General features: G+C 72.2%; 28 protein-coding genes and 1 pseudogene. 19 read left to right on the top strand and 10 right to left on the bottom strand.

What is annotated here, in order from left to right:
• Window positions 1–483, top strand: a pseudogene (locus ACZ6A9_RS30650) (RNA polymerase sigma factor); the annotation flags it as partial.
• A gap of 301 nt (window positions 484–784) precedes the next feature.
• Here the strand turns inward: ACZ6A9_RS30650 and mshD are convergent.
• Complete coding sequence (gene mshD / locus ACZ6A9_RS30645) at window positions 785–1,726, bottom strand: mycothiol synthase (protein ID WP_468992190.1); 942 nt, start codon at window positions 1,724–1,726, stop codon at window positions 785–787.
• Between the two features lie 158 nt (window positions 1,727–1,884).
• Here mshD and ACZ6A9_RS30640 point away from each other — a divergent pair, with 158 nt between their 5' ends.
• Window positions 1,885–3,711 (top strand): bifunctional metallophosphatase/5'-nucleotidase, encoded by a 1,827-nt coding sequence (locus ACZ6A9_RS30640; RefSeq protein WP_468992187.1) that lies wholly within the window; start codon window positions 1,885–1,887, stop codon window positions 3,709–3,711.
• 75 nt (window positions 3,712–3,786) lie between these two features.
• Here ACZ6A9_RS30640 and ACZ6A9_RS30635 read toward each other — a convergent pair whose 3' ends face one another.
• From ACZ6A9_RS30635 to ACZ6A9_RS30605, 7 genes are all read right to left on the bottom strand, one after another.
• Window positions 3,787–3,966 carry a DUF1737 domain-containing protein gene (locus ACZ6A9_RS30635; protein ID WP_468992183.1) on the bottom strand — a complete coding sequence of 60 codons (180 nt, stop codon included), beginning with the start codon at window positions 3,964–3,966 and terminating at the stop codon, window positions 3,787–3,789.
• Window positions 3,967–4,008: 42 nt separating this feature from the next.
• Window positions 4,009–6,072 carry a pectinesterase family protein gene (locus ACZ6A9_RS30630; RefSeq protein WP_468992181.1) on the bottom strand — a complete coding sequence of 688 codons (2,064 nt, stop codon included), beginning with the start codon at window positions 6,070–6,072 and terminating at the stop codon, window positions 4,009–4,011.
• A gap of 75 nt (window positions 6,073–6,147) precedes the next feature.
• On the bottom strand, window positions 6,148–7,596 hold the full coding sequence (locus ACZ6A9_RS30625) for a sensor histidine kinase (protein ID WP_468992179.1): 1,449 nt from the start codon (window positions 7,594–7,596) through the stop codon (window positions 6,148–6,150).
• Complete coding sequence (locus ACZ6A9_RS30620; protein ID WP_468992177.1) at window positions 7,593–8,327, bottom strand: response regulator transcription factor; 735 nt, start codon at window positions 8,325–8,327, stop codon at window positions 7,593–7,595. The genes ACZ6A9_RS30625 and ACZ6A9_RS30620 overlap by 4 nt, the downstream gene beginning before the upstream one ends.
• Window positions 8,328–8,419: 92 nt before the next feature.
• Window positions 8,420–9,433 carry a S1C family serine protease gene (locus tag ACZ6A9_RS30615; RefSeq protein WP_468992175.1) on the bottom strand — a complete coding sequence of 338 codons (1,014 nt, stop codon included), beginning with the start codon at window positions 9,431–9,433 and terminating at the stop codon, window positions 8,420–8,422.
• Between the two features lie 114 nt (window positions 9,434–9,547).
• On the bottom strand, window positions 9,548–10,570 hold the full coding sequence (locus tag ACZ6A9_RS30610; protein ID WP_468992170.1) for a LacI family DNA-binding transcriptional regulator: 1,023 nt from the start codon (window positions 10,568–10,570) through the stop codon (window positions 9,548–9,550).
• A 107-nt stretch (window positions 10,571–10,677) separates the two neighbouring features.
• Complete coding sequence (locus tag ACZ6A9_RS30605) at window positions 10,678–11,457, bottom strand: response regulator transcription factor (RefSeq protein ID WP_468992167.1); 780 nt, start codon at window positions 11,455–11,457, stop codon at window positions 10,678–10,680.
• 248 nt (window positions 11,458–11,705) lie between these two features.
• Here ACZ6A9_RS30605 and ACZ6A9_RS30600 point away from each other — a divergent pair, with 248 nt between their 5' ends.
• The 9 genes from ACZ6A9_RS30600 to ACZ6A9_RS30560 all read left to right on the top strand — a co-directional run bounded on the left by ACZ6A9_RS30600 (window position 11,706) and on the right by ACZ6A9_RS30560 (window position 17,353).
• Window positions 11,706–12,551 (top strand): alpha/beta hydrolase, encoded by an 846-nt coding sequence (locus ACZ6A9_RS30600; RefSeq protein WP_468992164.1) that lies wholly within the window; start codon window positions 11,706–11,708, stop codon window positions 12,549–12,551.
• 48 nt (window positions 12,552–12,599) lie between these two features.
• Window positions 12,600–12,860, top strand: coding sequence for a MoaD/ThiS family protein (locus ACZ6A9_RS30595; RefSeq protein ID WP_468992158.1), 261 nt, complete (start codon window positions 12,600–12,602; stop codon window positions 12,858–12,860).
• Window positions 12,857–14,053, top strand: a complete 1,197-nt coding sequence (locus ACZ6A9_RS30590) for a hypothetical protein (RefSeq protein WP_468992153.1) — start codon at window positions 12,857–12,859, stop codon at window positions 14,051–14,053. Before ACZ6A9_RS30595 ends, ACZ6A9_RS30590 begins: the two co-directional genes overlap by 4 nt.
• Before the next feature lie 177 nt (window positions 14,054–14,230).
• Complete coding sequence (locus ACZ6A9_RS30585; protein ID WP_468992151.1) at window positions 14,231–14,971, top strand: LmeA family phospholipid-binding protein; 741 nt, start codon at window positions 14,231–14,233, stop codon at window positions 14,969–14,971.
• Between the two features lie 226 nt (window positions 14,972–15,197).
• Window positions 15,198–15,305, top strand: a complete 108-nt coding sequence (locus tag ACZ6A9_RS30580) for a putative leader peptide (RefSeq protein WP_351803474.1) — start codon at window positions 15,198–15,200, stop codon at window positions 15,303–15,305.
• Between the two features lie 121 nt (window positions 15,306–15,426).
• On the top strand, window positions 15,427–16,272 hold the full coding sequence (locus ACZ6A9_RS30575; RefSeq protein WP_468992149.1) for a sulfurtransferase: 846 nt from the start codon (window positions 15,427–15,429) through the stop codon (window positions 16,270–16,272).
• 41 nt (window positions 16,273–16,313) lie between these two features.
• Window positions 16,314–16,601: a DUF1416 domain-containing protein gene (locus ACZ6A9_RS30570; RefSeq protein ID WP_054232391.1), complete on the top strand. Its 288-nt coding sequence runs from the start codon at window positions 16,314–16,316 to the stop codon at window positions 16,599–16,601.
• A gap of 95 nt (window positions 16,602–16,696) precedes the next feature.
• Window positions 16,697–16,957 carry a DUF3099 domain-containing protein gene (locus ACZ6A9_RS30565; RefSeq protein ID WP_468992141.1) on the top strand — a complete coding sequence of 87 codons (261 nt, stop codon included), beginning with the start codon at window positions 16,697–16,699 and terminating at the stop codon, window positions 16,955–16,957.
• Between the two features lie 9 nt (window positions 16,958–16,966).
• Entirely contained in the window at window positions 16,967–17,353 is a 387-nt protein-coding gene (locus ACZ6A9_RS30560; protein ID WP_228969774.1) for a VOC family protein, read from the top strand.
• On the opposite strand, the gene ACZ6A9_RS30555 is transcribed toward ACZ6A9_RS30560, so the two are convergent.
• Window positions 17,347–17,709, bottom strand: coding sequence for a DsrE family protein (locus ACZ6A9_RS30555; protein WP_468992138.1), 363 nt, complete (start codon window positions 17,707–17,709; stop codon window positions 17,347–17,349). The genes ACZ6A9_RS30560 and ACZ6A9_RS30555 overlap by 7 nt on opposite strands.
• Before the next feature lie 101 nt (window positions 17,710–17,810).
• Here ACZ6A9_RS30555 and ACZ6A9_RS30550 point away from each other — a divergent pair, with 101 nt between their 5' ends.
• The 6 genes from ACZ6A9_RS30550 (at window position 17,811) to ygfZ (ending at window position 22,495) form a co-directional block, all read left to right on the top strand.
• Window positions 17,811–18,599, top strand: coding sequence for a hypothetical protein (locus ACZ6A9_RS30550; protein ID WP_468992134.1), 789 nt, complete (start codon window positions 17,811–17,813; stop codon window positions 18,597–18,599).
• Window positions 18,596–19,408, top strand: a complete 813-nt coding sequence (locus ACZ6A9_RS30545; protein ID WP_468992130.1) for a hypothetical protein — start codon at window positions 18,596–18,598, stop codon at window positions 19,406–19,408. Before ACZ6A9_RS30550 ends, ACZ6A9_RS30545 begins: the two co-directional genes overlap by 4 nt.
• Window positions 19,405–20,238: a hypothetical protein gene (locus tag ACZ6A9_RS30540; RefSeq protein WP_468992126.1), complete on the top strand. Its 834-nt coding sequence runs from the start codon at window positions 19,405–19,407 to the stop codon at window positions 20,236–20,238. Before ACZ6A9_RS30545 ends, ACZ6A9_RS30540 begins: the two co-directional genes overlap by 4 nt.
• A 224-nt stretch (window positions 20,239–20,462) precedes the next feature.
• Window positions 20,463–21,038, top strand: a complete 576-nt coding sequence (locus ACZ6A9_RS30535) for a heme-binding beta-barrel domain-containing protein (protein ID WP_468992125.1) — start codon at window positions 20,463–20,465, stop codon at window positions 21,036–21,038.
• A 44-nt stretch (window positions 21,039–21,082) separates the two neighbouring features.
• A complete protein-coding gene (locus ACZ6A9_RS30530) occupies window positions 21,083–21,520 on the top strand; it encodes a Fur family transcriptional regulator (protein WP_468992121.1) in 438 nt (145 codons plus the stop codon).
• Between the two features lie 9 nt (window positions 21,521–21,529).
• Window positions 21,530–22,495 (top strand): CAF17-like 4Fe-4S cluster assembly/insertion protein YgfZ, encoded by a 966-nt coding sequence (gene ygfZ / locus ACZ6A9_RS30525; protein ID WP_468992117.1) that lies wholly within the window; start codon window positions 21,530–21,532, stop codon window positions 22,493–22,495.
• Window positions 22,496–22,501: 6 nt separating this feature from the next.
• Here the strand turns inward: ygfZ and dtd are convergent, their stop codons facing one another.
• A complete protein-coding gene (dtd, locus tag ACZ6A9_RS30520) occupies window positions 22,502–22,927 on the bottom strand; it encodes a D-aminoacyl-tRNA deacylase (RefSeq protein WP_468992114.1) in 426 nt (141 codons plus the stop codon).
• Between the two features lie 177 nt (window positions 22,928–23,104).
• Between dtd and ACZ6A9_RS30515 the strand changes: the two genes are divergently transcribed.
• A complete protein-coding gene (locus ACZ6A9_RS30515; RefSeq protein ID WP_468992109.1) occupies window positions 23,105–23,737 on the top strand; it encodes an RsiG family protein in 633 nt (210 codons plus the stop codon).
• 67 nt (window positions 23,738–23,804) lie between these two features.
• A complete protein-coding gene (locus ACZ6A9_RS30510; RefSeq protein WP_468992102.1) occupies window positions 23,805–25,061 on the top strand; it encodes a GNAT family N-acetyltransferase in 1,257 nt (418 codons plus the stop codon).
• Window positions 25,062–25,095 lie beyond the last annotated feature (34 nt).

The raw sequence follows: 25,095 nt of genomic DNA, 5'->3' as shown, positions 1-25,095 counted from the left end.
GTGAGCGGAGAGAGAAGCGACGGGGGACTGCTGCGCGCCGTCGCGGCGGACGGCGGCCGGCCCGCCTTCGAGGAGCTGTACCGGCGCTACGCGCCGTGGCTGACTGCCCGGATGCGCGGCCGGTACGCGGACACGGGCCTCGTCGACGACGTCGTGCAGGAGACCTTCCTGGCGGTGTGGCGCGGCACGGCCCGCTACCGGGAGGAGACGGCGGGCGCGGGCGCCGCCGGATGGCTGTGGCGGATCGCCTCGCGCCGGCCGGTCGACGCCCTGCGCGGCGCAGGGGCACGCGGCCGGCTGCGGCTGCGGGCGGAGGTCGTGGACGACGAGGGCTCCCTCTCCGGAGGCGGCGCCGACAGGCGTTCAGTGACCGTGCGTCAGTGGATCGAGGCGCGCTACGGCCTCGAGAGGGACGCGGCGCTCGCCGCGTCCCCCCGCCCGGCCGTGGTGACCGTCGGCACCTCCTGGGGCGGCAACCGGACCCCGGAGTTCGCCGTCGCCGTGGTCCTGGTCACCGCCGTCCTGGTCACCGCCGTCCTGGTCACCGCCGTCCTGGTCCCGCTGCTGTGCCCCGAGGAACTGCGCTGTCCCCGTCGCGGGCGCGGCGCGGCCGGGACCGACGCCGCGCCGGAGCTGCCCCGCCCACGGGCCCTGTTCGCGGTCCCGAGAAACGAGCGGTGGCCGGCCGCCCACGACCGCTGGACGGTGCTGCTGGGCGTCCTGCTCCTGGCGGGCGCGCTCTGCCTCACCGAGCCGCTCGGGCGCCGTGCGCCGCGGGGACGGCTCAGGTCTCCGTCCGGTACATCAGGTCCGTCTCGTGGGTGACGAACCCCAGCCGCTCGTAGACGGACACGGCGGCCTTGTTGTCGGCGTCGACGTACAGCATCGCCGTCGGCAGGCCCCTGCCCGCCAGGTGCCGCAGACCGATCGTGGTGAGGGACCTGCCGAGGCCGCCGCCCTGGGCGTCGGGGCTCACCCCGAGGACGTACACCTCGCCGAGCTGTTCCGCCTCGTGCACCTTCGTCCAGTGGAAGCCGACGAGCCGGCTCTCCCCGCCTGCGTCACCGTGTTCGGCGAGGAAGAACCCCTCCGGGTCGAACCACGGTTCGGCCTTGCGGTCGTCGAGGTCGCGCTGGGTGAGTGAGCCCTGCTCGGGGTGGTGGGCGAAGGCGGCGGCGTTCACCGCGAGCCAGGCGGCGTCGTCCCGGCCGGGCTCGAACGTCCGGACGCGCACGCCCTGCGGCAGCACCGGGTCCGGCAGGTCGAGCCCGGTCAAGGGCCGCCGCATCTGGCGCAGTTCCCGGAACAGGGTCAGCCCGAGCACCTGCGCCAGGTGCCGGGCGGCGGAATGACCGCCGTGCGCCCACACCCGCAGCCGTTTGCCGGAGGCGGCGAGCAGCGCGGCCCCGAGGGCCCGCCCGTGCCCGTTGCCCCGGTGGGACGGGTGCACGACCAGTTCGGCGGCCGGCGGCTCCACCGGATCGGTGTCCTCCAACTGGGCGTACCCGACGAGGTCGTCGCCCACGGACAGCAGCAGGTGCGACACCCCGTCGCGCTCCCCGCCGCGCAGTTGCAGCCGCCCTTGTTCGGACACCGCCTGCTGACCGTCCGCCCGGGCGGCCTCCGCGAGCAGGGCGAGGACCGCCTCCGTGTGCCCGGGGGAGAGCGCGGTGTACGTCCGGAGCGAGCGGGAGCGGCCGGGCCGTGCGAAGTCGTCGCTGGTCATGCCTACGAGGGTAAGGGGACGGTGCGGAAGGGGGCCGCACGACGGACGGCAACGGGGTCAGCGAAAGCTAAACCAGCTCGTAACCCTGAAGACCCTGTCGCGCTACGCGCGTTGACTCTAGGCTGCGCCGGTACCCACTCGGACCCTCAGGGGGGCGTATGCCAGCCACATCCCCGGCGCACCGACCGCGCCGAAGCCGCCGTACCAACCGTCTTCTCGCGACCGCCGCCGGTGTGCTCACCGTCGGCGCGCTGGCCGCCGCCGCCCTGCCCGGGTCGGCGAACGCGGGCGAGAGCCAGGGGAACAAGGCCAAGCCGCAGGGCCACTCCGGCCGCTACCAGGACGTCCAGCTCCTGTCCTTCAACGACCTGCACGGCAACCTGGAGCCCCCGGCGGGGTCCTCCGGCCGGGTCACCGAGCTTCAGCCGGACGGCACGACGAAGACCGTCGACGCGGGCGGCGTCGAGTACCTGGCCACGCACCTGCGCCAGGCCCGCAAGGGCAACCGGTACTCCGTGACCGCCGCCGGCGGTGACATGGTCGGCGCGTCCCCCCTCCTGTCGGGCCTCTTCCACGACGAGCCCACCATCGAGGCGCTCAACAAGCTCGACCTGGACGTCTCCTCGGTCGGCAACCACGAGTTCGACGAGGGCGCGCGCGAACTGGCCCGCCTGCAGAACGGCGGCTGCCACCCGGTCGACGGCTGCTATACGGACAAGAAGTTCAAGGGCGCCGACTTCCCCTACCTGGCGGCCAACGTCCTGGACGAGAAGACGAACAAGCCCCTCCTCAAGCCCTACTGGGTGTGGGAGAAGAACGGCGTCAAGGTCGGCTTCATCGGTGTGACCCTGGAGGGCACCCCGGACATCGTCTCCGCCGAGGGCGTGCAGGGCCTGTCCTTCAAGGACGAGGTCGAGACGATCAACACGTACGCCACGGAGCTCCAGCGCCAGGGCGTGAAGTCGATCGTGGCCCTCATCCACGAGGGCGGCTTCCCGGCCTCGTCCTCCTACAACTATGACTGCGACTCCCCGGGCGCCGGCGACGGCATCTCCGGCCCGATCGCGGACATCGCCAGGAACGTCTCCCCGCAGGTGGACGCGCTGGTCACCGGCCATACCCACGCGGCGTACGCCTGCACCATCCCCGACCCGGCGGGCAAGCCCCGTACGGTCACCTCGGCCGCGTCCTTCGGCCGCCTCTACACGGACACCACGCTGACGTACGACCGCTGGACGGGTGACATCGCCCGTACGGCCGTGAAGTCCGCGAACCACGTCGTCACCCGGGACGTCCGCAGGGCGCGCGACATGACGCGCCTGATCAAGAAGTGGAACACCCTCGCCGCCCCCATCGGCAACCGCCCGATCGGCTACATCTCCGGCGACATCGTCAAGGACGGCACGGAATCCCCGCTGGGCGACCTCATCGCCGACGCCCAACTCGCCTACGGCAGGACGCTGGACGCGGAGACCGACCTGGCCCTGATGAACCCCGGCGGCATCCGCGCCCCCCTCACCCACGCGGCGAGCGGCGGCGAGGGCGACGGCGTGGTCACCTTCGCCGAGGCCTTCACCGTCCAGCCGTTCGCCAACACGGTCAACCTCCAGGACCTCACCGGCGCCCAGCTGATCCAGGTCCTGAAGGAGCAGGTCAGCGGCCCGAACGCGGCGGCCCCGAAGATCCTCCAGATCTCCTCGGGCCTGACCTACACCCTGGACCTGACCAAGTCGGGCGCGGACCGCGTCGTCACGGACTCGATCCTGCTCAACGGCTCACCCATCGACCCGTCCGCCACCTACCGCGTCGCGACCAACAGCTTCCTCGCGGGAGGCGGCGACGGCTTCGCCACCCTGGGCGAGGGCACCAACGACCTCGTCGGCGAGGACGACCTGACGGCCCTCGAGCAGTACCTGACGGCCAACTCCTCGGCCACCACCCCGCTCGCCCCGCCGGCGGCGGACCGCATCACCATCGTGCAGTAACCCGCACCGTGCACGGGGCCGGTGTCCACAGTCCGTGGACACCGGCCCCGCCGTGTGCTCCGGGCCGGCCGGCGCCTAGTCCGTCCAGATGACGGCCTGCGCGACGATCACCCGCTCGCCGTCGAACGTGACGGCAGGTCCTTCGTGCAGCTGGTACCCCAGCTCCAGCGCCTCGCTCACCCGGCGGCAGAACGCCGCGTCGTCGGGACCGGTCAGGACGCGGTAGACGGGCAGCCCGTCGGGTGGTGTCGACATGCGCCCACCGTGCCACAGGGGGCGCTCGGGCGGGCGGCGGGGTCAGGACGCCGTCGGGGTCCAGCCGGACAGCCAGTCGGTGATCTCCTGGTCGGCCGCCTGGGTGTCGGTCAGGTGGGGGCGGTTGCTGCTCGCCGGGCCGGAGCCGGGGCCGGTGTTGCGGTACTCGGCGAAGCGGTCGTCCTTCCAGGAGAAGCCGCTCATGTCGGTCCACGGCGTGGTGCGGATCGCGGCGCTGAGGGTGGTGTTGCGGACGGTGGTCTGCGGGTCGAGGGAGGCGTCGCCGCCGGCGTGCCAGGGGCGGCCGAGGTAGAAGCTGCGGTCGGAGACGGCGCCGTTGACGGTCGAGTTGGCGATGAGGAAGCCCTTGCGGTTCGCGGCCGTGCTCGGAGCCGTGACGTAGCCGGCGGAGGTGCCGTCCCAGCGCTTCTTCAGGGTGATGACCGAGCGGTCGATGACCGCGGTGGCCCGGCCGAAGACGAAGTCGACGTTCCCGACGACGTAGGAGTTGGTGACGTGGACCCGGCCCAGCTTGTCCTTGGCGGCCGTGTCGAGGAGGAGGGTGTCCTGGTCGCCCTCGACGATGACGCCGTCGAGGAGGATCCTGTCGGCGGCCGTGCGCAGGGCGACCGCCTGGTGGCCGGAGAGGGACTGGTGGGCGCCCTCGTCGAAGTCGTTGGAGATCGTCAGGTTGCGGGCCTGGAAGTCGTCGGCCTCGACGGCGACCGTGGCGCTGCCGGAGGTGCCGTAGGTGCCGGAGCCGTCCGGCTTGCGCGTGCCCGCCGCGTTGTCGTAGACGATGACGGTGTCCTTGCGGCTGCCGCCGGTGCCCTGGAAGGTGACGTGCGGCTTGTTGGACGGCACTTTGACCGTCTCGCGGTACGTGCCCGGCTTGATGGAGACGACCACGCGGGAGGGGTTGTCGGCGGGGATCGCGTTCACCGCCGCCTGGACCGTCCGGTGCTGGCCGGTGCCGTCCTTGGCGACGGTGAGCGTCGTGGCGGCCGCGGCCTTCGTCGACGCCGTGGCCCCGGTGGTGCCGATGGTCGTCCGCGGGCCCGTGCCCGACTTCAGCAGCGACGGCACGTCCGCCGCCCTGTCGAGCGTGTACGGGTAGTACGTCTTCGGGTCGAACGCCGTACCGCCGCTCTCGTTGCGGCCCGACGTGCCCGAGAAGACGTTCCCGCGCTGCACGATCGTCGCCGTCGCGTCCTTGATGACGGGGTTCCTCATGCCCTGGAAGTAGCTGTTCTCCAGGACCATCCGGGTGCCGCCGCGCGCGTAGTTGCCGTAGGAGGAGGTGATGCTCGTGTGCGCGACGTCCTCCAGGTGGTTGTTGTAGAGGTGCGCGTGGGCGGCGTTGTCCGTGGAGGGGTTGCGCTGCTCGGTCTCGCGGATCCAGTTGTGGTGGATCGTGATGTCCGTGGTGACGTTCTCGGTCCAGCCGATGCCGAAGGTCTTGTTGTTCTGGCTGAGCTTGTTCCAGGACACCGTGACGTAGGTGCTGTCCTTGCGGACGTCGATCAGGCCGTCCGCCATGTTCCGCAGGTCGTTGTGGTCGATCCAGACGTGGTGGGCGCCGTCCATCTGGATCGCGTCGAAGTCGTGCTCCTTGTCGTTCCAGACGCCCTGGTAGGCGTCCCGGATCGTCAGGTTGCGGATGATCACGTTGTGCACGCCCTGACCGAGGAAGAAGCCCCCGCCGACGATGTGGCCGGAGGTGCCGGAGCCCACGATCGTCTTGTCGGAGGCGACCTTGATCTCCTTGCCGACCGGGTTCATGGTGATCGTCCCGGCGACGACGATGACGTACGGCTCGGCGGCGGTGGCGTACCTCTCCAGCTCCGCCTGCGTCCGCACGGTGACGGTCCGCCCGTCCCGGCCGCCGTTGGTGCCGTTCTGGCCGAGCGCGTCGACGGAGGCGAAGCCGTCGGCGGTGGCGGTGGCCCAGGCGGGGGCCGCGGCGGCGGGCGCGGCGGTCGCCTGCGGGGAGAGGAGGCCGGTGCCGTACATCGTGACTCCTGCGCCGGCCAGGGCCAGGGGCAGGCCGACGGCCAGGAGCTTGGCGGGCCTGCGGTGCCGGGCCCTGCTGCGGTGCTCGCTCATGCGGCGATCCGTTCCGTGTGGGGGAGGGGACGACGTTCGGTCGCCGCCCGGCACGGAAAGGTTGCCGTCCGGCCGCTAGGGCATCTCCGGGGGCGGGTCGGGGGCGCCCGGGAGGCGGATGGTGGCCGTGGTGCCGCCGTCCTCGGCCTGGGTCAGCGTCACCTCGCCGCCCGCCTGCTGGACCGTGCGGGCGACGATGGACAGGCCGAGGCCGGAGCCGGGGAGGGCGCGCGCGGTGGGGGAGCGCCAGAACCGGTCGAAGACGTGGGGGAGTTCGTCGGCGGGGATGCCGGGGCCGTGGTCGCGGACGGTGAGGACGCCGTCGGTGAGGCGCACGTCGACGGTGCCGGCGGGCGGGCTGAACTTCACCGCGTTGTCGAGGACGTTGACCACCGCCCGTTCCAGCGCCGCCGGTTCGGCCCGTACGTACCAGGGGTGGAGGTCCGCCGTGACGGTCAGTTCCGGGCCGCGCAGCCGGGCGCGGCGCAGGGCCGACTCGACGGTGTCCTGCCACGCCACGATCTGGGTGCGGCCGGCGTGCGCGTCGGTGTCCGGGCGGGACAGTTCCTGGAGGTCCCCGATGAGTGCGGCCAGTTCCGTCATCTGCGCCTTGACCGAGGCGAGCAGCGCCTTGCGGTCCTCGGCGGGCAGGGGCCGGCCCGTGTCCTCGCTGCGGGTGAGGAGTTCGATGTTGGTGCGCAGCGAGGTGAGCGGGGTGCGCAGTTCGTGGCCGGCGTCCGCGATGAGCTGCTGCTGGAGGTCGCGGGAGCTGGCGAGGGCGGACGTCATGGAGTTGAAGGAGCGGGAGAGGCGGGCGATCTCGTCCTCGGAGTCGTCCTCCACCGGGATGCGGATGCCGAGGTCCTCGGTGCGGGCCACGTGCTCGACGGCCTCGGTGAGCCGGTCGACCGGGCGCAGGCCCGTGCGGGCGACGGCGAGTCCCGCGGCGGCGGAGCCGAGGACACCCACACCGGAGACGAGGAGCAGCAGCAGGGCCAGTTCGTTGAGCGTGGACTGGGTGTTGCCGAGCGGCAGGGCGACGACGAAGGCGTAGTCCCGCACCACGGCCCGGCTGAGCGGGCCGGTCTTGATCACGACGGCCGTCGTCAGCACCCGTACCCGTTCGCCGTCGCTGTCGGTGCCGTCGCGGACGGTGCCCTTCTCCGGGTCGGGGTGGGCGGCCACCGCCTTGTCCGCGCCGGTGACGTCGACGGCGGCCGCCGAGTAGGGCAGCACGCACACGCGGCCGTCGGCGCGCACCAGTTGGGCGTACTGATTGCTGCGCGTGCCCGTGTCGGACGGCTCCGGCACACAGGTGTTGGTGAACTGCTCGAACTGCTCCCGCTGGAGTTCGAGCACCGACGAGCGCAGATCGTCGTCGAGTTCGTCGTACAGCTTGTCCCGCACGAGGAACCAGCAGGTCACCGACACCGCCGCCACCGCGAACGCCACCGCCGCCGCCACCAGCAGCGACAGCCGCGCCCTGATGGGCAGCGCGCGGAAGCGGCGCACCGGACCCGTCACTCCGCGCCGCCCTGCCGCAGCACGTACCCCACCCCCCGCACCGTGTGCACCAGGCGCGGTTCCCCGCCGGCCTCGGTCTTGCGGCGCAGGTACATGACGTACACGTCGAGCGAGTTGGAGGAGGGCTCGAAGTCGAAGCCCCAGACCGCCTTCAGGATCTGCTCCCGGGTGAGCACCTGGCGCGGGTGCGCCATGAACATCCCCAGGAGGGTGAACTCGGTGCGGGTCAGCTCCACGTGCCGGTCGCCGCGCTCGACCTCCCGGGTGGCCAGGTTCATGCGCAGGTCGGCGAAGGTGAGGACGTCGTCGGACCCGGCGGAGGCGGCCACCGCCGCCGCGTAGGAGCTGCGGCGCAGCAGGGCGCGGATACGGGCGAACAGTTCGTCCAGCTCGAACGGTTTGACCAGGTAGTCGTCCGCCCCGGCGTCCAGTCCCGTGACCCGGTCGCCGACGGTGTCGCGGGCCGTCAGCATCAGGATGGGCGTGGTGTCGCCGGTGGCGCGGATGCGGCGGGCGGCGGTGAGGCCGTCCATGCGGGGCATCTGGATGTCGAGGACCAGCAGGTCCGGCCGGTAGGCCGCCGTCTTCTCCAGGGCGTCCGCGCCGTCGACGGCGACCTCGGTGCCGTACCCCTCGAAGGCCAGGCTGCGCCGGAGGGCTTCGCGCACGGCCGGTTCGTCGTCGACGATCAGGATGCGCTGGGGGGCACGGTCACCGTCTGCGGGGGTCATGGGGAGGCGGGGTCCTTCGGCTGCGGCGGGGATGCGGCTGGGCGGGGCCGGTCTCTGGGGTCTTCAGCGTCGCACGTTTCCCGGGCGGCGCGTCAGTTCATCGAGCCGGAGCGCAGGGCCGGCAGGTCTGCCTTGACGGTGTCGACCGGGATGGCGAAGCCCAGGCCGACACTGCCGGCCGCGGACGAGTCCGCTCCGCTCGGCGCGTACATGGCGGAGTTGATGCCGATGACGGTGCCGTTCATGTCGATCAGCGCGCCGCCGGAGTTGCCGGGGTTCAGGGAGGCGTCGGTCTGGATCGCCTGGTACGTGGTCGTCGAGCCGCCGGTGTCGCCGTTGAACTGCCGGCCGCCGTACTCGAACGGCCAGCCGCCCTGCTGTTCCTGCGGCCGGCCCTGGCCCTGGTCGGTGGAGACGGTCACGTCGCGGTCGAGGGCGGAGACGATGCCGCTGGTCACCGTGCCGGTGAGGCCCTCGGGGGAGCCGATCGCCACGACCTGGTCGCCGACGCTCACGCCGCCCGAGTCGCCGAGGGTGGCGGCCTTCAGACCGGAGGCGTCCTCCAGTTTGATCAGCGCCAGGTCCTTGGAGCTGTCGGTGCCGACGACCTTCGCGGTGTAGGTCGTGCCGTCGTCGGTGCGCACCTTCACCGAGGAGGCCCCGGCGATGACGTGGTTGTTGGTGATGATCTCACCGTCGTCGGTGATGATCACACCGGATCCGGTGGAGGAGCCGCTGCCGGAGGCCGCGCTGATCTCGACGATGCTCGGGCTGACCGCCCGGGCGACGCCGGAGACGGTGCCCTTCTGGCTGGACGGTACGACGGGGGTGCCGGCCGCACCGGCCGAGGCGACCGTGTCGGTGCCGGTCAGCTCCTGGATGCCGTAGGCGGTGCCGCCGCCGACGGCCGCCGCGACGATCGCCACGGCGGCGAGCAGGCCGGCGGGTCCGCGGCTGCGCTTCCGCCGCCGCACGGGGGCCGCCGCCGGGTCCGGATCCGAGGGGTGCGCGGGCGTCGGAGCGTACGCCGGCGGGGGCGGCCACTCGGGGTTCACCTGGTGGGGGCTGCTGTCGTACGCGCCGCTCGGGCGGGGGCTCTCGGTCATGTTCATGAGCCTCGCGCCGGACGATGAGAGCATCCTGAGGGACCGCTGAGAAGTCCGACAGAAGCGCGTATGCCCGATATAAAGACCCGTCGTGGTGTGTGCCGCCGGGGTCGGCTACGCGCAGCCGCAGGACTGGCGCACCACCAGGCGGGACGGGAACACCTTGAGGCGTTCGCGGCGGGAGCCCGCCACCCGCACGCCGTCGTCGAGGACCAGGTCGACCGCGGCCCGGGCCATCGCCGGGCGGTCGGAGGCGACCGTGGTCAGCGGCGGATCGGCGAGCGCCGCCTCCTTGATGTCGTCGAACCCGGCGACCGCCAGCTCCCCGGGCACGTCGATACGCAGCTCGCGCGCGGCGCGCAGGATGCCGATCGCCTGGTCGTCGGTGGAGCAGAAGACGGCCGGCGGGCGGTCGGGGCCGGAGAGGATGTCCAGGCCGATGCGGTAGGCGTCGTAGCGGTTGTACGGGGCCTCGAAGAGGCGGCCCTCGGTCGGTATGCCGGCCTCCTCCATCGCGCGCCGCCAGCCCTCGACGTGGTCCGAGACCGGGTCGCCGACGGCGGGGGTCTCCGCGGTGCCGCCGACACAGGCGACGTACGCGTTCCCGTGCTCCAGCAGGTGGCGTACCGCGAGCTGGGCGCCGCCGAGGTCGTCCGTGACCACGGCCACGTCGTCGATGGCCTCCGGGCGCTCGTGCAGCAGGACGAGCCGGGCGTCCCACGCCTCGATCTCCGCGGCGGCCAGGTCGTTCAGCGCGTGGCTGACCAGGATCAGCCCGGAAACGCGCATGCCGAGGAACGCGCGCAGATAGTGGACCTCGCGCTCGCCGATGTAGTCGGAGTTCCCGACGAGCACCATTTTCCCGCGCTCGGACGCGGCCTGTTCGACCGCGTGCGCCATTTCCCCGAAGAAGGGCTGGCGCGCGTCCGGCACGATCAGGCCTATGAGATCCGTGCGTCGCGACGCCATCGCCTGGGCGACTCGGTCGGGCCGGTACCCCAGCTCCTTGATCGCGGCGAGAACGCGCTCGCGCGTGGCCGGGGCGACCGGCCGGGGTCCGTTGTTGATGACATAGCTGACGACGGCGGTCGACGTGCCCGCCAGCCGTGCCACATCATCCCTGGTTACCTTGGCCACGCGCGGAGTCTACGCGGATATATTCCGTCCGGGCAGGGAGTGAAGAGGGTTCCGAACAGCACGGAATCGGCTCGTCTGTGCGAACGCAACGCTCATGCGTGCGCCGGTCACGCCCGCGACGGCGCGTCCGCCGGCTCCCTCGCGGCCGTCTCGTCCGCATCCGCCGGGTTTCGCCGGTCGCCCCCGGCCTTCGTCTCGTCGGCCGGGCGTTCCGGCTTTTCAGGCGTAACGAATCGATAACCGACGTTCCGTACGGTGCCGATCAGCGACTCGTGCTCGGGGCCGAGCTTGGCGCGCAGGCGCCGCACGTGCACGTCGACCGTGCGGGTGCCGCCGAAGTAGTCGTACCCCCACACCTCCTGGAGCAGCTGGGCACGGGTGAAGACCCGGCCGGGGTGCTGCGCGAGGTATTTGAGGAGTTCGAATTCCTTGAAGGTCAGGTCGAGGACCCGGCCCTTGAGTTTCGCGGAGTAGGTCGCCTCGTCGACGGACAGGTCCCCGTTGCGGATCTCCATCGGGGAGTCGTCGTTGACGATCTGCTGGCGGCCCATGGCCAGGCGCAGCCGGGCCTCGACCTCGGCCGGACCCGCGGTGTCCAGCAGCACGTCGTCGATGCCCCAGTCGGCGGTGACGGCCGCGAGGCCGCCCTCCGTCACCACCAGGACCAGCGGGCAGCCGGGGCCGGTGGACCGCAGCAGCTGGCACAGGCTGCGGACCTGCGGGAGGTCGCGGCGGCCGTCGACGAGGATGACGTCCGCGCCGGGGGTGTCGACCAGGGCCGGGCCCTCCGCGGGCGCCACGCGCACGGTGTGCAGGAGCAGGCCGAGGGCGGGGAGCACCTCCGTCGACGGCTGGAGTGCGTTGGTCAGGAGCAGCAGTGAACTCATCGTGTCTCCTCACCTGCCGGGATCGTCCGGGGTGCCCGGTCCGGGGCCGTCCTGCTGTCGTGCACGGTTCGCTCGCCCATAACGTCTGGTTCCTCCTCGGTCCCTGCGAGGACGTTTACGGCATTGCCGCGTGCGTTCGACGGCCCGTACACACGGCGGTTTCCCGCGTTCGTATACAACGCTCCCGAAAGCACAAAAGGACCCGGGGGCTTCGCTGCCCGAGTCCTCTTCGCAGCACAATAGCCGACATGAGCACCGGTGGGGCAGGTCATGTGGCGCGATCCACGGCTCGATCCGCAATTCGTCCGTATTCCGGGACGGCCGGCGTAACCCGGGGCGGCGCGTCATTGCGGACGTTCCTGCGCACGGCGGACGGCGTGGCCATCGATTCCGTATACGAACCGGGAAGCGACTCTTCCCGCGATCTTGTTTTCGTGATCGCGCACGGGTTCACCGGGGACGCGGACCGGCCCCACGTGCGGCGGGCGGCGCGGGCGTTCTCCCGACACGGGAGCGTCATCACGTTCTCCTTCCGCGGACACGGGGCCTCCGGCGGGCGGTCGACCGTGGGCGACCGGGAGGTGCTCGACCTCGCGGCGGTCGTGCGGTGGGCGCGCGCACTGGGGTACGCGCGGGTGGCCACCGTCGGCTTCTCCATGGGGGGTTCCGTGGTGCTGCGGCACGCCGCGATCAGCCGGGAGGCGGGCGTGGACGCCGTGGTGTCGGTGAGCGCGCCCGCGCGCTGGTTCTACCGGGGGACCGCGCCCATGCGGCGCCTGCACTGGCTGGTGACCCGGCCGTCCGGGAGGCTGGTCGGCCGGTACGGCCTGCGCACGCGGATCCACCACCGGCAGTGGGACCCGGTCCCGCTGTCGCCGGTCGAGGCGGTGCCGCGGATCGCGCCCACGCCGCTGCTGATCGTGCACGGGGACCAGGACGGGTACTTCCCGCTCGACCACCCGCGGATGCTGGCGGCCGCCGCCGGGGAGCACGGGGAGCTGTGGGTCGAGGGCGGCATGGGCCACGCGGAGAACGCGGCGCCGGAGCCGTTGCTCGGGCGGATCGGGGACTGGGTGGTCGCCCGGGCGGGCTAGCCTGACGGTGTTCACCGTCAAACCGATTTCCGATTGAGGAACCAGCAGATGGCAAAGGTCACGGTGCGGTACTGGGCCGCCGCCAAGGCCGCGGCCGGGGTGGCCGAGGAGGCGTACGAGGCGGTCACGCTCGCCGACGCGCTCGACTCCGTGCGCGAGCGGCACACCGGCGAACTGACGCGCGTGCTGCTGCGCTGCTCGTTCCTCGTCGACGGTGATCCCGTGGGCAAACGCCCGCACGACGCGGTACGGCTGGCCGACGGCGGCACGGTCGAGGTGCTTCCGCCGTTCGCAGGAGGGTGTCGATGACGAACCAGCCGTACGGGGGCTACGACCCGTACCAGCAGCCGTATCAGCCCCAGCAGCCGTACCAGCCGCAGTCGCAGGAGCAGCAGCAGCCGTACCAGCCGCAGTCGCAGGAGCAGCAGCCGTACCAGGCACAGCCCCAGCAGCCGTATCAGCAGCCGCAGCAGCCGTATCAGCAGCCGCAGGCCTGGCCCGGGCAGCAGCAGGCGTACGACGATCCGTACGCCGACCAGCAGTACACGCAGCAGTGGCAGGGGCAGACGTGGGAGACACAGATGCAGCCGCCGGTGCCGGCGGCCGCTGAGGAGACCTCGTACCTGCCCCCGCAGCAGCCGGCGGCGCAGCCGCTGCCTCAGGCCCAGCCGGCACACCAGGCACCGGCACCGGCGCAGCCCGCGCCCCGGCAGGAGGCCGGCCCCGAGTACGGGCCCGCCACGCTGGGCGGGAACTCCCGTGTCACCGACGCGCAGCGGGCGCGGGCCGAGGGGCGTTCGCCCATCATCGACCCCGGGATGCAGCCCGCGCTGCTCACCGCGGTGCTGGGACTGCTGCTCGCGGGCGGGGCGGCGCTGGGCACGTACGCGCTGCTCGTGCCGCTGGTGGTGCTGCAGGCCGTCACGGCGGCGGGCTGGTTCCGGCTGAACGGGATGTGGCCGGCCCGGCAGGGCATCGCCCTGGGCTTCCTCGGCGCGCTGGCCGCGGACGCGGCGCTGCTGGCGTCGGACCGGTCGCCCGCGGCGATCCTCGGGACGCTGGGGGTGTGGGTGCTGCTGTCGCTGGTGCTGCAACTGCGGTCGCACGCGGACCCCGACGAGCGGATGTACGGGCTGATGGCGACGGTCGCGGCGGCGGCGCTGGCGATCGCGGCGGGCGGATACCTGGCGGCGGACGCCGACGCGGTCACCGTGGGTGCGCTCGCCGTGGCGGTGGCGATGGTGGCGCGGGCGCTGCCGTTGCCGACCGCGGTGTCCGCGGTGGCAGCACTGGCAGTGGCGGCGGGGGCCGGGTTCGCGGCCGGCGGCATGGAGGTCGCCGGTGCGGTGACGGGTGCCGGAGCGGCCGTCTGCGCGCTGATCGGCCACCGGGTCGCCGCCTACGACTACCCGTCGCGGTTCGTGCACTTCACGGCGGGTGTCGCGCTGCCGCTGGCGGCGGCCGGACCCGCGGTCTACCTGCTGGGCCGCGTGTTCGCCTGACGGGCCCGGCGGGGCTCGGCCTCCCGCGGACCCGCCCGCGCGGGTGGTGACCGCGTAGCTGTCACAAGTGATCGACAATCGGCCGGTCCTGCCGCACCTGCGCGTTACCCTCGCGCAGGACGGCCTGCCGGTCGTCGGCAACGCCGTCGTCACCAGCACAGGTGGGGGAAACACCGCATGCGCGCACTGCGAATACTGCTCATCGTCGTCGTGATACTGGGCGGGATCTTCGTGATCGTGGACCGTGTCGCGGTCAACTTCGCCGAGGGCGAGGCCGCGGACCGCCTGAAGGCGAACGAGAACCTCGCGTCCACCCCCGACGTGTCCATCGAGGGCTTCCCCTTCCTGACGCAGGTCGTCGGCGGCACCCTCGACGAGGTGCGGGTGGGCATCGAGGGCTACGAGGCCGGCACCGGTGACGGCGGCCAGAAGATCCGCATCGGCGACCTGCGGGCCGACATGAGGGGCGTCGACTTCTCCAGCGACTTCAGCTCCGCCGTCGCCGACAGCGCCACCGGCACCGCGACCGTCGCCTACGACGAGCTGCTGAAGAGGGCCACGTCCGAGCCCACGCAGGTGGCGCCCGGCGTCACGGCCGAGGTCGTCGGCCTCTCCGACGGCGGCAACGGGAAGATCAAGGTCGCGGTGGAGGCCACCGTGCTGGGCACCAAGCTGCCCGAGCCGGTCTCCGTGCTCAGCTCGGTGACCGTCGTGGACGGTGACACCGTGCGGGTGAAGGCCGACGCGCTGCCCGAGTTCGGCGGCGTCGCGCTCGCCGAGTCGCGGGTGCGGCGGATCACCGACTTCGAGCAGAAGATCGACGGCCTCCCCGGCGGGATCCGCCTGGACAAGGTCGAGGCGGGCCGAGGCGGCGTGGACATCGTGGTGAAGGGTTCCGACGTCCGTCTCGTCGGGTAACGGACCGGCAGGGGTTCCGGGGGCCGGGTCCGGGGGTTCTGCGGGGCCCGGCGTCCGGCAGGCGAGACGAGGGCGTCCGCACTGCAGATGTGACGGCGGCGGCGCGGGTCCCGGCGCAGGGCCCGGGGTGACTCCCGGGCGTCATCGTCTCGGTGGATGGACGATCTCGTCTCATCATGCGACACGCCGGTGACATGTCCGCCCTGTCCTCCTTACGATCGACCCCATGCGGTGTCAGACAAGCGTCCCCCAGTCGCGGGGACGGGCGGATCTCACGAAGCGGCGGGCAGTGGACCTGTGCCGTGTCGCCGCCATGCTCTGTCGCACTTTCTGAGCGGACGCGTCGGCGTCCGCATCCTCACCCGCCCGTCGAGGGCATCCGTGCGCCGGGCCGCCCTGGCCGTCGCGCACCTCTTGTCCGTACGCCCCCCGCCAACTGCCCCGGAGGAGAAAACATGAGCCGCAGCGACGTCCTGGTCGACGCCGACTGGCTCCAGGAGCACCTGGACGACCCGACCATCGCCATCGTCGAGGTGGACGAGGACACCACCGCCTACGAGAAGAACCACATCAAGAACGCCATCCGGATCGACTGGACCAAGGACCTCCAGGACCCGGTCCGCCGTGACTTCGTCGACCAGGCCGGCTTCGAGAAGCTCCTGTCGGACAAGGGCATCGGCAACGACCACACGGTCGTCCTCTACGGCGGCAACAACAACTGGTTCGCCTCGTACGCGTACTGGTACTTCAAGCTGTACGGCCACGAGAACGTCAAGCTCCTCGACGGCGGCCGCAAGAAGTGGGAGCTCGACGCCCGCGAGCTGGTCCCCGGCGACGAGGTGCCGGAGCGCCCGAAGACCGACTACAAGGCCAAGCCGCAGGACGCGTCCATCCGCGCCTTCCGCGACGACGTCGTGGCCGCGATCGGCAACCAGAACATCGTCGACGTGCGCTCGCCCGACGAGTTCTCCGGCAAGCTGCTCGCCCCGGCCCACCTGCCGCAGGAGCAGTCGCAGCGCCCCGGCCACGTGCCGTCCTCCCGCAACATCCCGTGGTCCAAGAACGCCAACGACGACGGCACCTTCAAGTCCGACGAGGAGCTCAAGGCGCTCTACGAGGACGAGCAGGTCGACCTGTCCAAGGACACCATCGCCCTGTGCCGCATCGGTGAGCGTTCCGCGCTGACCTGGTTCGTGCTGCACGAGCTGCTCGGCGTGGAGAACGTCAAGAACTACGACGGCTCCTGGACCGAGTACGGCTCCCTCGTCGGCGTGCCGATCGAGCTCGGCCCCGCCAAGTAGTCCCCCCGACCGACCTTTCCAGACCACTTCAGGAGTACGACATGTGCGGTGCGAAGGCCGGCGGCCCGGACGCCTCGACGATCAAGCCCGGTGAGACCACCATCCAGGGCCAGGTGACCCGCGACGGCGAGCCGGTGACGGGCTACGTCCGTCTGCTGGACTCGACCGGAGAGTTCACCGCGGAGGTCCCGACCTCCGCCACCGGACAGTTCCGCTTCTACGCGGCGGAGGGCACCTGGACCGTCCGCGCCCTGGTGCCCGGCGGCACCGCCGACCGCACGGTCGTCGCCCAGACGGGCGGCCTGGCCGAGGTCGCGATCGCGGTCTGAGGACACGGCGACGGCCGGAGGGCCGCATCCCACGGGTTGGACGCCCGGGATGCGGCCCTCCGGCATGTCCGCAACCGCGGACCTACGCTGGAGACATGTACGCGCGCAGGCGGCACGCCTACTTCGTCATGATGGGCACCTGCATCGGGCTGTTCGTCCTGGCGTGGGGCGTGGTGCGGCTCTGGTCGGTGCCGGCCGCCGTCGCGATGTGCCTGGTCGCCATGGTCATCCCGCCGCTCGCCGCGGTCGTCGCCAACCGGCGCGGCCCCGACGACCGCTGGTGGGACGACCCCACCGGCGACCCGAAGTCCGACGCGTGGTGGGACGAGCTGGACGGGAAGAAGGGGCCCCGGTAGGAAGGGGCCATGTGCGCTGCGAGGCTCTCCACCGTCGTGCTCGACGCGCGTGACGCGCACGAGCTGGCCCGCTTCTGGACGCGGCTCCTCGGCTACGAGGTGCGCGCGGAGGAACCCCACTGGGTGCTGATCGGGCCGCCGGACGGCGCCGCGGGCACGACGCTCGCCTTCGAGACGGAGCCGGAGTACGTGCCGCCGGTCTGGCCCACGCGGAATCCGGGCGACCAGCAGATGATGCTGCACCTCGACGTCGAGGTCGACGACCTCGGGGCCGAGACCGCCCGTGCGGTGGCGGAGGGGGCGACGCTCGCCGGGGAGCAGCCGCAGGACGACGTGCGGGTGCTGTTCGACCCCTCCGGGCATCCGTTCTGCCTGTGGGTGCGCACCGCTCAGTAGACGAGCGCCTGGGTGCCGTCCGCCATGGCCTCCTGGACGAAGACCTGCGCGCCGGCGATGCGCACGCCCTCCAGGACGTCCTTCTCCGTGATGTCGCGGCGGGCCGCGCACTGCGTGCACAGGGTGACTCGGCCGCCCGCCAGGATCGAGTCCAGCAGGTCCGGCAGCGGGGCGGAGTGCGGCAGCTCGAACTCGGCGGCACGGTCCGGCAGGGCGAACCACGCGGACTCCCCGGTGAGCCACAGGGAGACCTCGACGCCACTGGCCGCGGCCACCGCCGCCACCGTGAACGCCTGCGAGCAGCGTTCGGGGGCGTCGGTACCGGCGGTCACCTTGATCACGAGCTTTTTCGCCATGACCGAATCGTAATCACGATCGCCACAACTCCGGTCGCCGGCCGGGGGTCTCCTGTGCGCGCGTCCCTGGAACGCGCGCTTCACCTTCTGTGGGGGACGTCTTGGAACAACCTGACAAGGCCGACGATGCGCCGGACGCGCCGAGTCCGGCCGATGTGCCGGAAGCGGACCGGGCTCCGGACGCGTCCGGGGGGCGGGGGCGCGGGCGGACGGCCGCGCTGATCGGCACCGCCCTGGTACTGGGCCTGATCGCCGGCACCTGCACCGGCTACCTCGTCCAGGCCGACCGCCAGCCCACCCCGCTGCCACCGCTGTCGCAGCCGGTGCTCCCCCAGGCGACGGGCAAGGCGCCCGCCCCCTTGCCGGCCGCTCAGGACCGGCGCGTGAAGACCGACGGCGACCTGCGCGCCCTGCTGCTCGAGAAGCCGCGCGGGGCGAAGCGGACGGACTGGGCGGCCGGGATCGACGGGTGGGCGGACCTGCCCGTCTTCGCCGGGTACTACGTGGACCCCGCGGAGGCGTTCGGAGACCTGCTGACCGAGGAGTTCCGGCGGATGGCCGAGATCTCCTGGGAGGCCGACGGCTACTTCGTGGAGATCCGCCTCGCGCAGTACCGCCAGGAAAAGCAGCTGGCGGCCGCCGAATCCATCGACACCACACGGCGCTGGGCGGAGGACGAGGCCACCGGGAGCTGGGCGATACCCGGAACCGGCGACGGCCGGGTGTACATGCTGAAGCGCGCGACCGAACCCGGGTTCGAGCCCGTGTACAGGGCCCGGGCGGACGCCTGGCGGGGCGACATCGCGATGTCGATCTGGGTGAGCGGGCTCGAGCGCGTCCCCAAGAAGCTGATCATGGACCTGGCCCGGCGGCAGATGGAGCAGCTGTGAGTGAGACACCCGAGGTCCCCCGCGAGCCCGACGCCCCCGTCGCGCCCGCTCCGCCGGGCGAACCGGTCCTACGTCCCTCACGGCGTGGCCGGCGCGTCGCCGCCGTCACCGGGTCCCTGCTGCTGGCCGGTGCCGTCGTCGCCGGCGTGGCCTTCACCGCGGTGACCGTGGACGGCGCCGACCGTGACCCCGGTGCCGCCTCCTGGAAGTTCCCCGCGGCCGGGAGCCCCGGCGTGGGTGAGAAGCCCGCAACCGGGCTGTCGGCGCTGCTCCTTCCGTACGACGAGGACGGGCGGCAGCGCGGACCGGACGTCGCGGAGTTGGGCCCGGACGCGCAGCCCCGTGGCGCCCGGGCGACCGCACTCCGCAAGGAGACGCTGCCCGGACTGCCGCGCGCCCAGCTGAAGCGGCTGGAGAAGGAGGCCGACAGGCAGCGCGTCACCGGGATGGCGATCCGCAGCTACGCCAGCGGATCGGCCTCCCTCTACCAGAGCGACGACATCTACACGGCACGCATCGTGCTCGCCCGGATGGAGAGCCAGGCCGTCGCGCGTGACCAGGCGAGGCTCCTCGGGTCGCTGGACACCCTGCGCAGGGGGCCGGCGATCCAGGGACACCCGGAGGCGACCTGCTTCCTGTCGCCCAAGGGCAAGGACGAGGTCCTGGACAGCATGTTCTGCTCCGCGTCCGTCGGGAACGTCCTGGTCACCGTCACCGCGGACGGGGTGGCGCCCCTCGACTCGGCCGGTGTCGCCGCCCTGGTCCGTGAGCAGCTCGACCGCATCGACGAACCGGGGAGGACCGTATGACCGAGCAGCAGCAGGCCCTCGCCGTCGACACGACGGAGGAGCCGGCCCAGGAGCCGCCCGCGCCCAAGGACCGGAGGGTGCTGCGCGCCGCCCTGCGCTGGACGGCCGCCGTCGCCGTCTTCGCCGTGGCGGGCGCGGGAACGGCGTACGGCATCACCCGGATGGAACGCACCGACGTACCCGGCCTCGCGACACAGTCCGACGGACGATGGGACTACCCGCCGCTGACCAAACCGCCCCTGCCGTCCGGCAGCCCGGGCCCCGCGGCGGAGTCCAACCCGGCCGGCACCCACCACGCAGACCTGCGCGCCCTCCTGCTGCCGCTCCCGAAGGGCGCGAAGGAGAACGAGGCACTGCGCGGTGCGGACGGCTGGCTGCCGACAGCGGAGTTCCTGACGGAGTTCGCGGAGCGGACGGACCGCGAGGAACTGCGGCAGCGGCTCGTCGACGGCGGCCTCCGGCACATCGCGGCGCGCGGCTGGACCACGCAGGACGGCACCAGGACGCGGATCTACCTGCTGCGCTTCGACACCGCGGCCATGGTGAAGCGCCACTTCCACGGGGTGATCTTCCCCTACCACAGCCCCGTCCACCGCGTGCGGGGGACGGAGAACGTCGTCAACGACGAGGACTTCCCGGCGGCGGCGGAAGTCGCCGGTGTCCAGCCCGTCTACTACGACGAGGCCGAGCCGTACGGCGCGGAGCACGACCGGCAGGCCTACCTCGCCGCCGGCGACGTGCTCGCGGTGGTGCTGCAGTCCCGGAAGGGCACCGTGCACGCCGTGCCCTTCCAGCAGACGGTGGTGCTGCAGAGCCAGCTGCTGGGCTGAGGCGCGGCGGGGCGGACCTCGCACGACAGGGGCCGGCCCCGGCCGCGTAAGCTGGGGGCCGGCCCTGCGCACACCACAGCACCCGCTCAAGGAGCACCCCGTGATCCTCTTCTTCGAAATTCTGCTGGTCCTGGTCGCCGTCGGCGTTCTCGCCTTCGCCGGGCTGACCGTGAAGAAGCTGTACCAGGGCCAGCGCTGATCACCGACGCCAGGAAGTTCCGCTCATGATCGAGATTCCGTCCGACCTGCACAAGGACCTCGTCCCGCTCGCCTTCCTGCTCGGCAACTGGGCGGGCGCGGGCGTGCACGACTTCCCCGGCTCGCAGAAGTGCAACTTCGGCCAGGAGGTCACCTTCTCCCACGACGGCCGGGACTTCCTGGAGTACGGCTCCCGCACCTGGGTGCTGGACGGCGAGGGCAACAAGGTGCGGCCGCTGGAGTCCGAGCACGGCTTCTGGCGGATCGACGCCGACCGCAAGGTCGAGGTGACGATGACCCGCGACGACGGCGTCATCGAGATCTGGTACGGCGAGATGGCCGAGGGCAAGCCGCAGATCGACCTGGTCACGGACGCGGTGGCCCGCACCGCCGCCTCGGGCCCCTACAGCGGCGGCAAGCGGCTGTACGGCTACGTCAAGAGCGACCTGATGTGGGTCGGCGAGAAGCAGACCCCCGAGGTCGAGCTGCGCCCCTACATGTCGGCGCACCTGAAGAAGGTCGTCACCCCGGAGGAGGTCGAGCGCTGGGCCAAGGCCCTGCCCGACGACATGCCGGACGACGGGATCGCCTTCTTCAAGTAGACCGGTTCCGGCCCGGTCCCGGCCGTACCGCCTAGACTCGTGGTGTGGTGAGCACCGACTGGAAGAGCGATCTCAGGCAGCGCGGCTACCGGCTGACGCCGCAGCGCCAACTCGTGCTCGAAGCCGTGGACACCCTGGAGCACGCGACCCCCGACGACATCCTCGCCGAAGTGAGGAAGACGGCGTCGGGGGTCAACATCTCCACCGTGTACCGCACACTGGAGCTGCTGGAGGAGCTGGGCCTGGTCAGCCACGCGCACCTCGGGCACGGCGCCCCGACCTACCACCTCGCGGACCGGCACCACCACCTGCACCTGGTCTGCCGTGACTGCACGAACGTCATCGAGGCGGACGTGGAGGTGGCCGCCGAGTTCACCGCGAAACTGCGGGACACCTTCGGTTTCGACACCGACATGAAGCACTTCGCGATCTTCGGCCGGTGTGAGGACTGCGCCCGGAAGGCAGCGGCCGCCGAGTCGTAGGCTTGGCATATGAAGAGCCCTCTGCTGACCCTGCCCGGCGCCGTCCCCGCCGAGGGCGTGGACGAAGGCGTGGCCGCCCACTACGGCGACCTGTTCCGCGAGCAGCGAGCCCTCGCCGACGGCACCGGTTTCGTCGACCTGTCCCACCGCGGGGTCGTCACCGTCACCGGACCGGAGCGGCTCGGCTGGCTGCACCTGCTGCTCACCCAGCACGTCAGTGATCTGCCGCCGCACCAGGCCACCGAGGCGCTGATCCTCTCCGCCAACGGCCACATCGAGCACGCGCTGTACCTCGTCGACGACGGCGAGACGGTCTGGGCGCACGTCGAGCCCGGCACCCAGGAGGCGCTGATCGCGTACCTGGAGTCGATGAAGTTCTTCTACCGGGTCGAGGTCGCCGACCGCACCGCGGACATCGCGGTGGTGCACCTGCCGGCCGGGTCCATCGCGGAGGTGCCCGAGGGGGTCGTCGTCCGCGAGACGCCGTTCGGACGGGACCTGTTCCTGCCCCGGGGCGAGCTGGAGGCGTACGCGGAGAAGGCGGGGCCGCCCGCCGGGCTCCTCGCCTACGAGGCGCTGCGGGTCGAGCAGCAGCGGCCGCGGCTCGGGTTCGAGACCGACCACCGCACCATCCCGCACGAGCTGGGCTGGATCGGCGGCGCCGTGCACCTGCAGAAGGGCTGTTACCGGGGCCAGGAGACGGTCGCCCGGGTGCAGAACCTCGGCAAGCCGCCGCGGCGGCTGGTGTTCCTGCACCTGGACGGCAGCGAGGTCCACCTGCCCGTCGCGGGGACGGAGATCCGGCTGGCCGACGACGGGCCGGAGGGGCGGAAGATCGGGTTCGTCACGACGTCCGTGCGCCACCACGAGCTGGGGCCGGTCGCCCTGGCCCTGGTGAAGCGGAACGTGCCGGTGGACGCGCGGCTGATCGCCGGGGACACGGCGGCCGCGCAGGAGACCGTCGTCGAGCCCTGAGCCCGGTCAGATCTCCAGCAGCACGGTGAACGGGCCGTCGTTGGTCAGCGACACCCGCATCGTCGCGCCGAAGCGGCCCGTCGCCACCGTCGCGCCCAGTGCGCGCAGCTGTGTGACCACCTCGTCGACCAGCGGCTCGGCGAGGTCGCCGGGGGCGGCGGCGTTCCAGGTGGGACGCCGGCCCTTGCGAGCGTCGCCGTAAAGAGTGAACTGGCTGATCACCAGCAGCGGGGCGCCGATGTCGCTGCAGGACTTCTCGTCCGCGAGCATCCGGACCGACCACAGCTTGCGGGCGAGCCGGGCCGCGTCCTCCTTGGTGTCCTCGTGGGTGACGCCGACGAGGACGCACAGTCCCTCGCCCTCGATCGCGCCCACCGTCTCGCCGTCCACCACGACGCTCGCGCCGTCGACCCTCTGTACCACCGCTCGCATACGACCATCATGCCGGTCGGCGAACAGGTGGCCGACGGCGGCCCGCGCGGGGTCCCGGTCGGGCTATTTTTACTCCTTAGCGCCCATCTGGGGCGGATCGGGGACACTCGCTCACATAGCGGCCGGTCGGGGTGGCACGATGCTGGCACATGCCGGTCGAGGGGACGGTTGAGGCACATGAGCACACCGGGAATCGGACGGCCGGCCACGGCCGTTCCGCCCGCCGAAGCGGGCATCGGGGAGCGGGAGTTCCGCCGGCCGCCCACACAGCGCACCGACAGTCCGGTGCTGCCCGAGGAGGAGCGGGCGGCCGAGTTGCTCGTGCTGGGACTGCCGGAGCTGCGCGCGGTGCGCCGTGACGCACAGCGGGACGAGGCCGATCTCAGTTATGTGCGGCGGCTGCTCCAGGGGCGCATCGACATCCTGCGGGCGGAACTGGCCCGGCGGGTTCCGCGGGGCGTGCCGTCGGCCGTCGCGCCGGGGGGCGCCTCGGTCGTGGAGCGGCTGTCGGAGATCCTGCGGGACGGTCCGGCCCGGCACCGCTCCTCCGCCCGCCATGTGACGCTGGGGACGCCGCGGAGCGAGGAGTACCGGCGGCTGGCTGCCGAGATGCTCGGCGAGGTGGAGCTGTCCGACCTCTCCGCCCGCACGGACGGGGAGCTGACGACGGCGATGGGACGGCTCGTGCGGTACGAGCAGCAGGTGTCCCGGCGGCGGCAGCGGCTGCAGCGTACGGCCGACGAGTGCAGCGCGGAGATCGCGCGCCGCTACCGGGAGGGGGAGGCGCAGGTGGACGACCTGCTGGTGTGAGTCCCGGCGGGGCGGGCGTGGGTAAACCTCGTCGACACCCGGCGCGCGGCCGACCTACCGTGTGCCCATGACCTCCCGCCCCGCCCTTGACGTACGCACCGTCACCGAGTCCGAGTTCGCCGACTGGCAACGGGCCATGAACGTCGGCTTCCTGCGCGAACCCACCCTGACCGGGGAGAACCTGGACGCGCGCCGGGAGCAGTTCACGCCCGGCCGGTCGATCGGTGCCTTCGACGGCGGGCGCTGTGTGGCGACGTTCCGTTCCTTCGCGCAGGAACTCACCGTGGTCGGCGGGGCGACCGTCCCGGCCGACGCGGTCACCAACGTCACCGTCTCCCCCACCCACCGGCGGCGCGGGCTGCTCACCCGCATGATGGAGCGGGACCTCGCCGCGGCGAAGGAGCGCGGGGACGTCGTCGCGACCCTGATCGCCGCCGAGTACCCCATCTACGGGCGCTACGGCTTCGGTCCGGCGACCTCGGCGACCGAGTGGACGATCGACGTGCCGCGCGCCGGTCTCGACCCGCGCTGGGCCGGGCCCGAGGACGGCGGGCGGATCGACCTGGTGGACGGGGAGGACGTGCGCAAGCTCGGGCCGGAACTCCACGAGCGGCTGCGCCGGCAGCAGCCGGGCGCGGTGAACCGCGACGAGCTGTGGTGGAGGACCGCCACCGGGGCGGTGCGCTTCCACCCGACGTTCCACGAGCCGTTCCACGTGGTGTACCGCTCGGCCGGGGGCGAGGTCGAGGGTATGGCCGCCTACACGGTGGACGACACCTGGGGTGATGCGAAGCAGCCGTTGAACACGGCACGGGTGAAGTGGCTGATCGGGGTGACCCCGGCCGCGGAGCGGGCGCTGTGGCACTACCTGTGCTCGGTCGACTGGGTGGTGGCGGTGCGCAGCGGCTGGCGGGCCCCCGACGACCTGCTCCCGCACTTCCTGCCGGACCCGCGTGCCGCGGCGGTGACCACCCAGGCGGACTGGCTGTGGGTGCGGATCCTGGACGTCGTACGGGCGCTGGAGGCGCGGACGTACCAGGCGGCGGGGTCGCTGGTGCTGGAGGTGGCCGACGGGGCGGGACTGACCGGCGGACGGTTCCGGCTGGAGGCGTCGGCGGACGGTGCCCGGTCCTGTGCGCCCACCACCGAGAGTCCCGAACTGACCTTGGACGTTGCCGAGTTGGCGGCGCTGTGGCTGGGCGACGAGTCCGCGGTGCGGCTGGCGGCGCTGGGCCGGGTGCGGGAAGGACGAGCGGGCGCCGCCCGTCAGGCCGACGCCCTGCTGCGTACGTCCAGGCGACCGTGGTGCCCGGACATCTTCTGAGCGCGGTCTCCGTGCGCGCCCCTGCCGCGGTCTC

The organism is Streptomyces sp. NPDC041124, assembly GCF_055592385.1.
The sequence above is the reverse complement of the archived record's forward strand: the minus strand, read 5'-3'. Positions and strand labels throughout refer to the sequence as shown.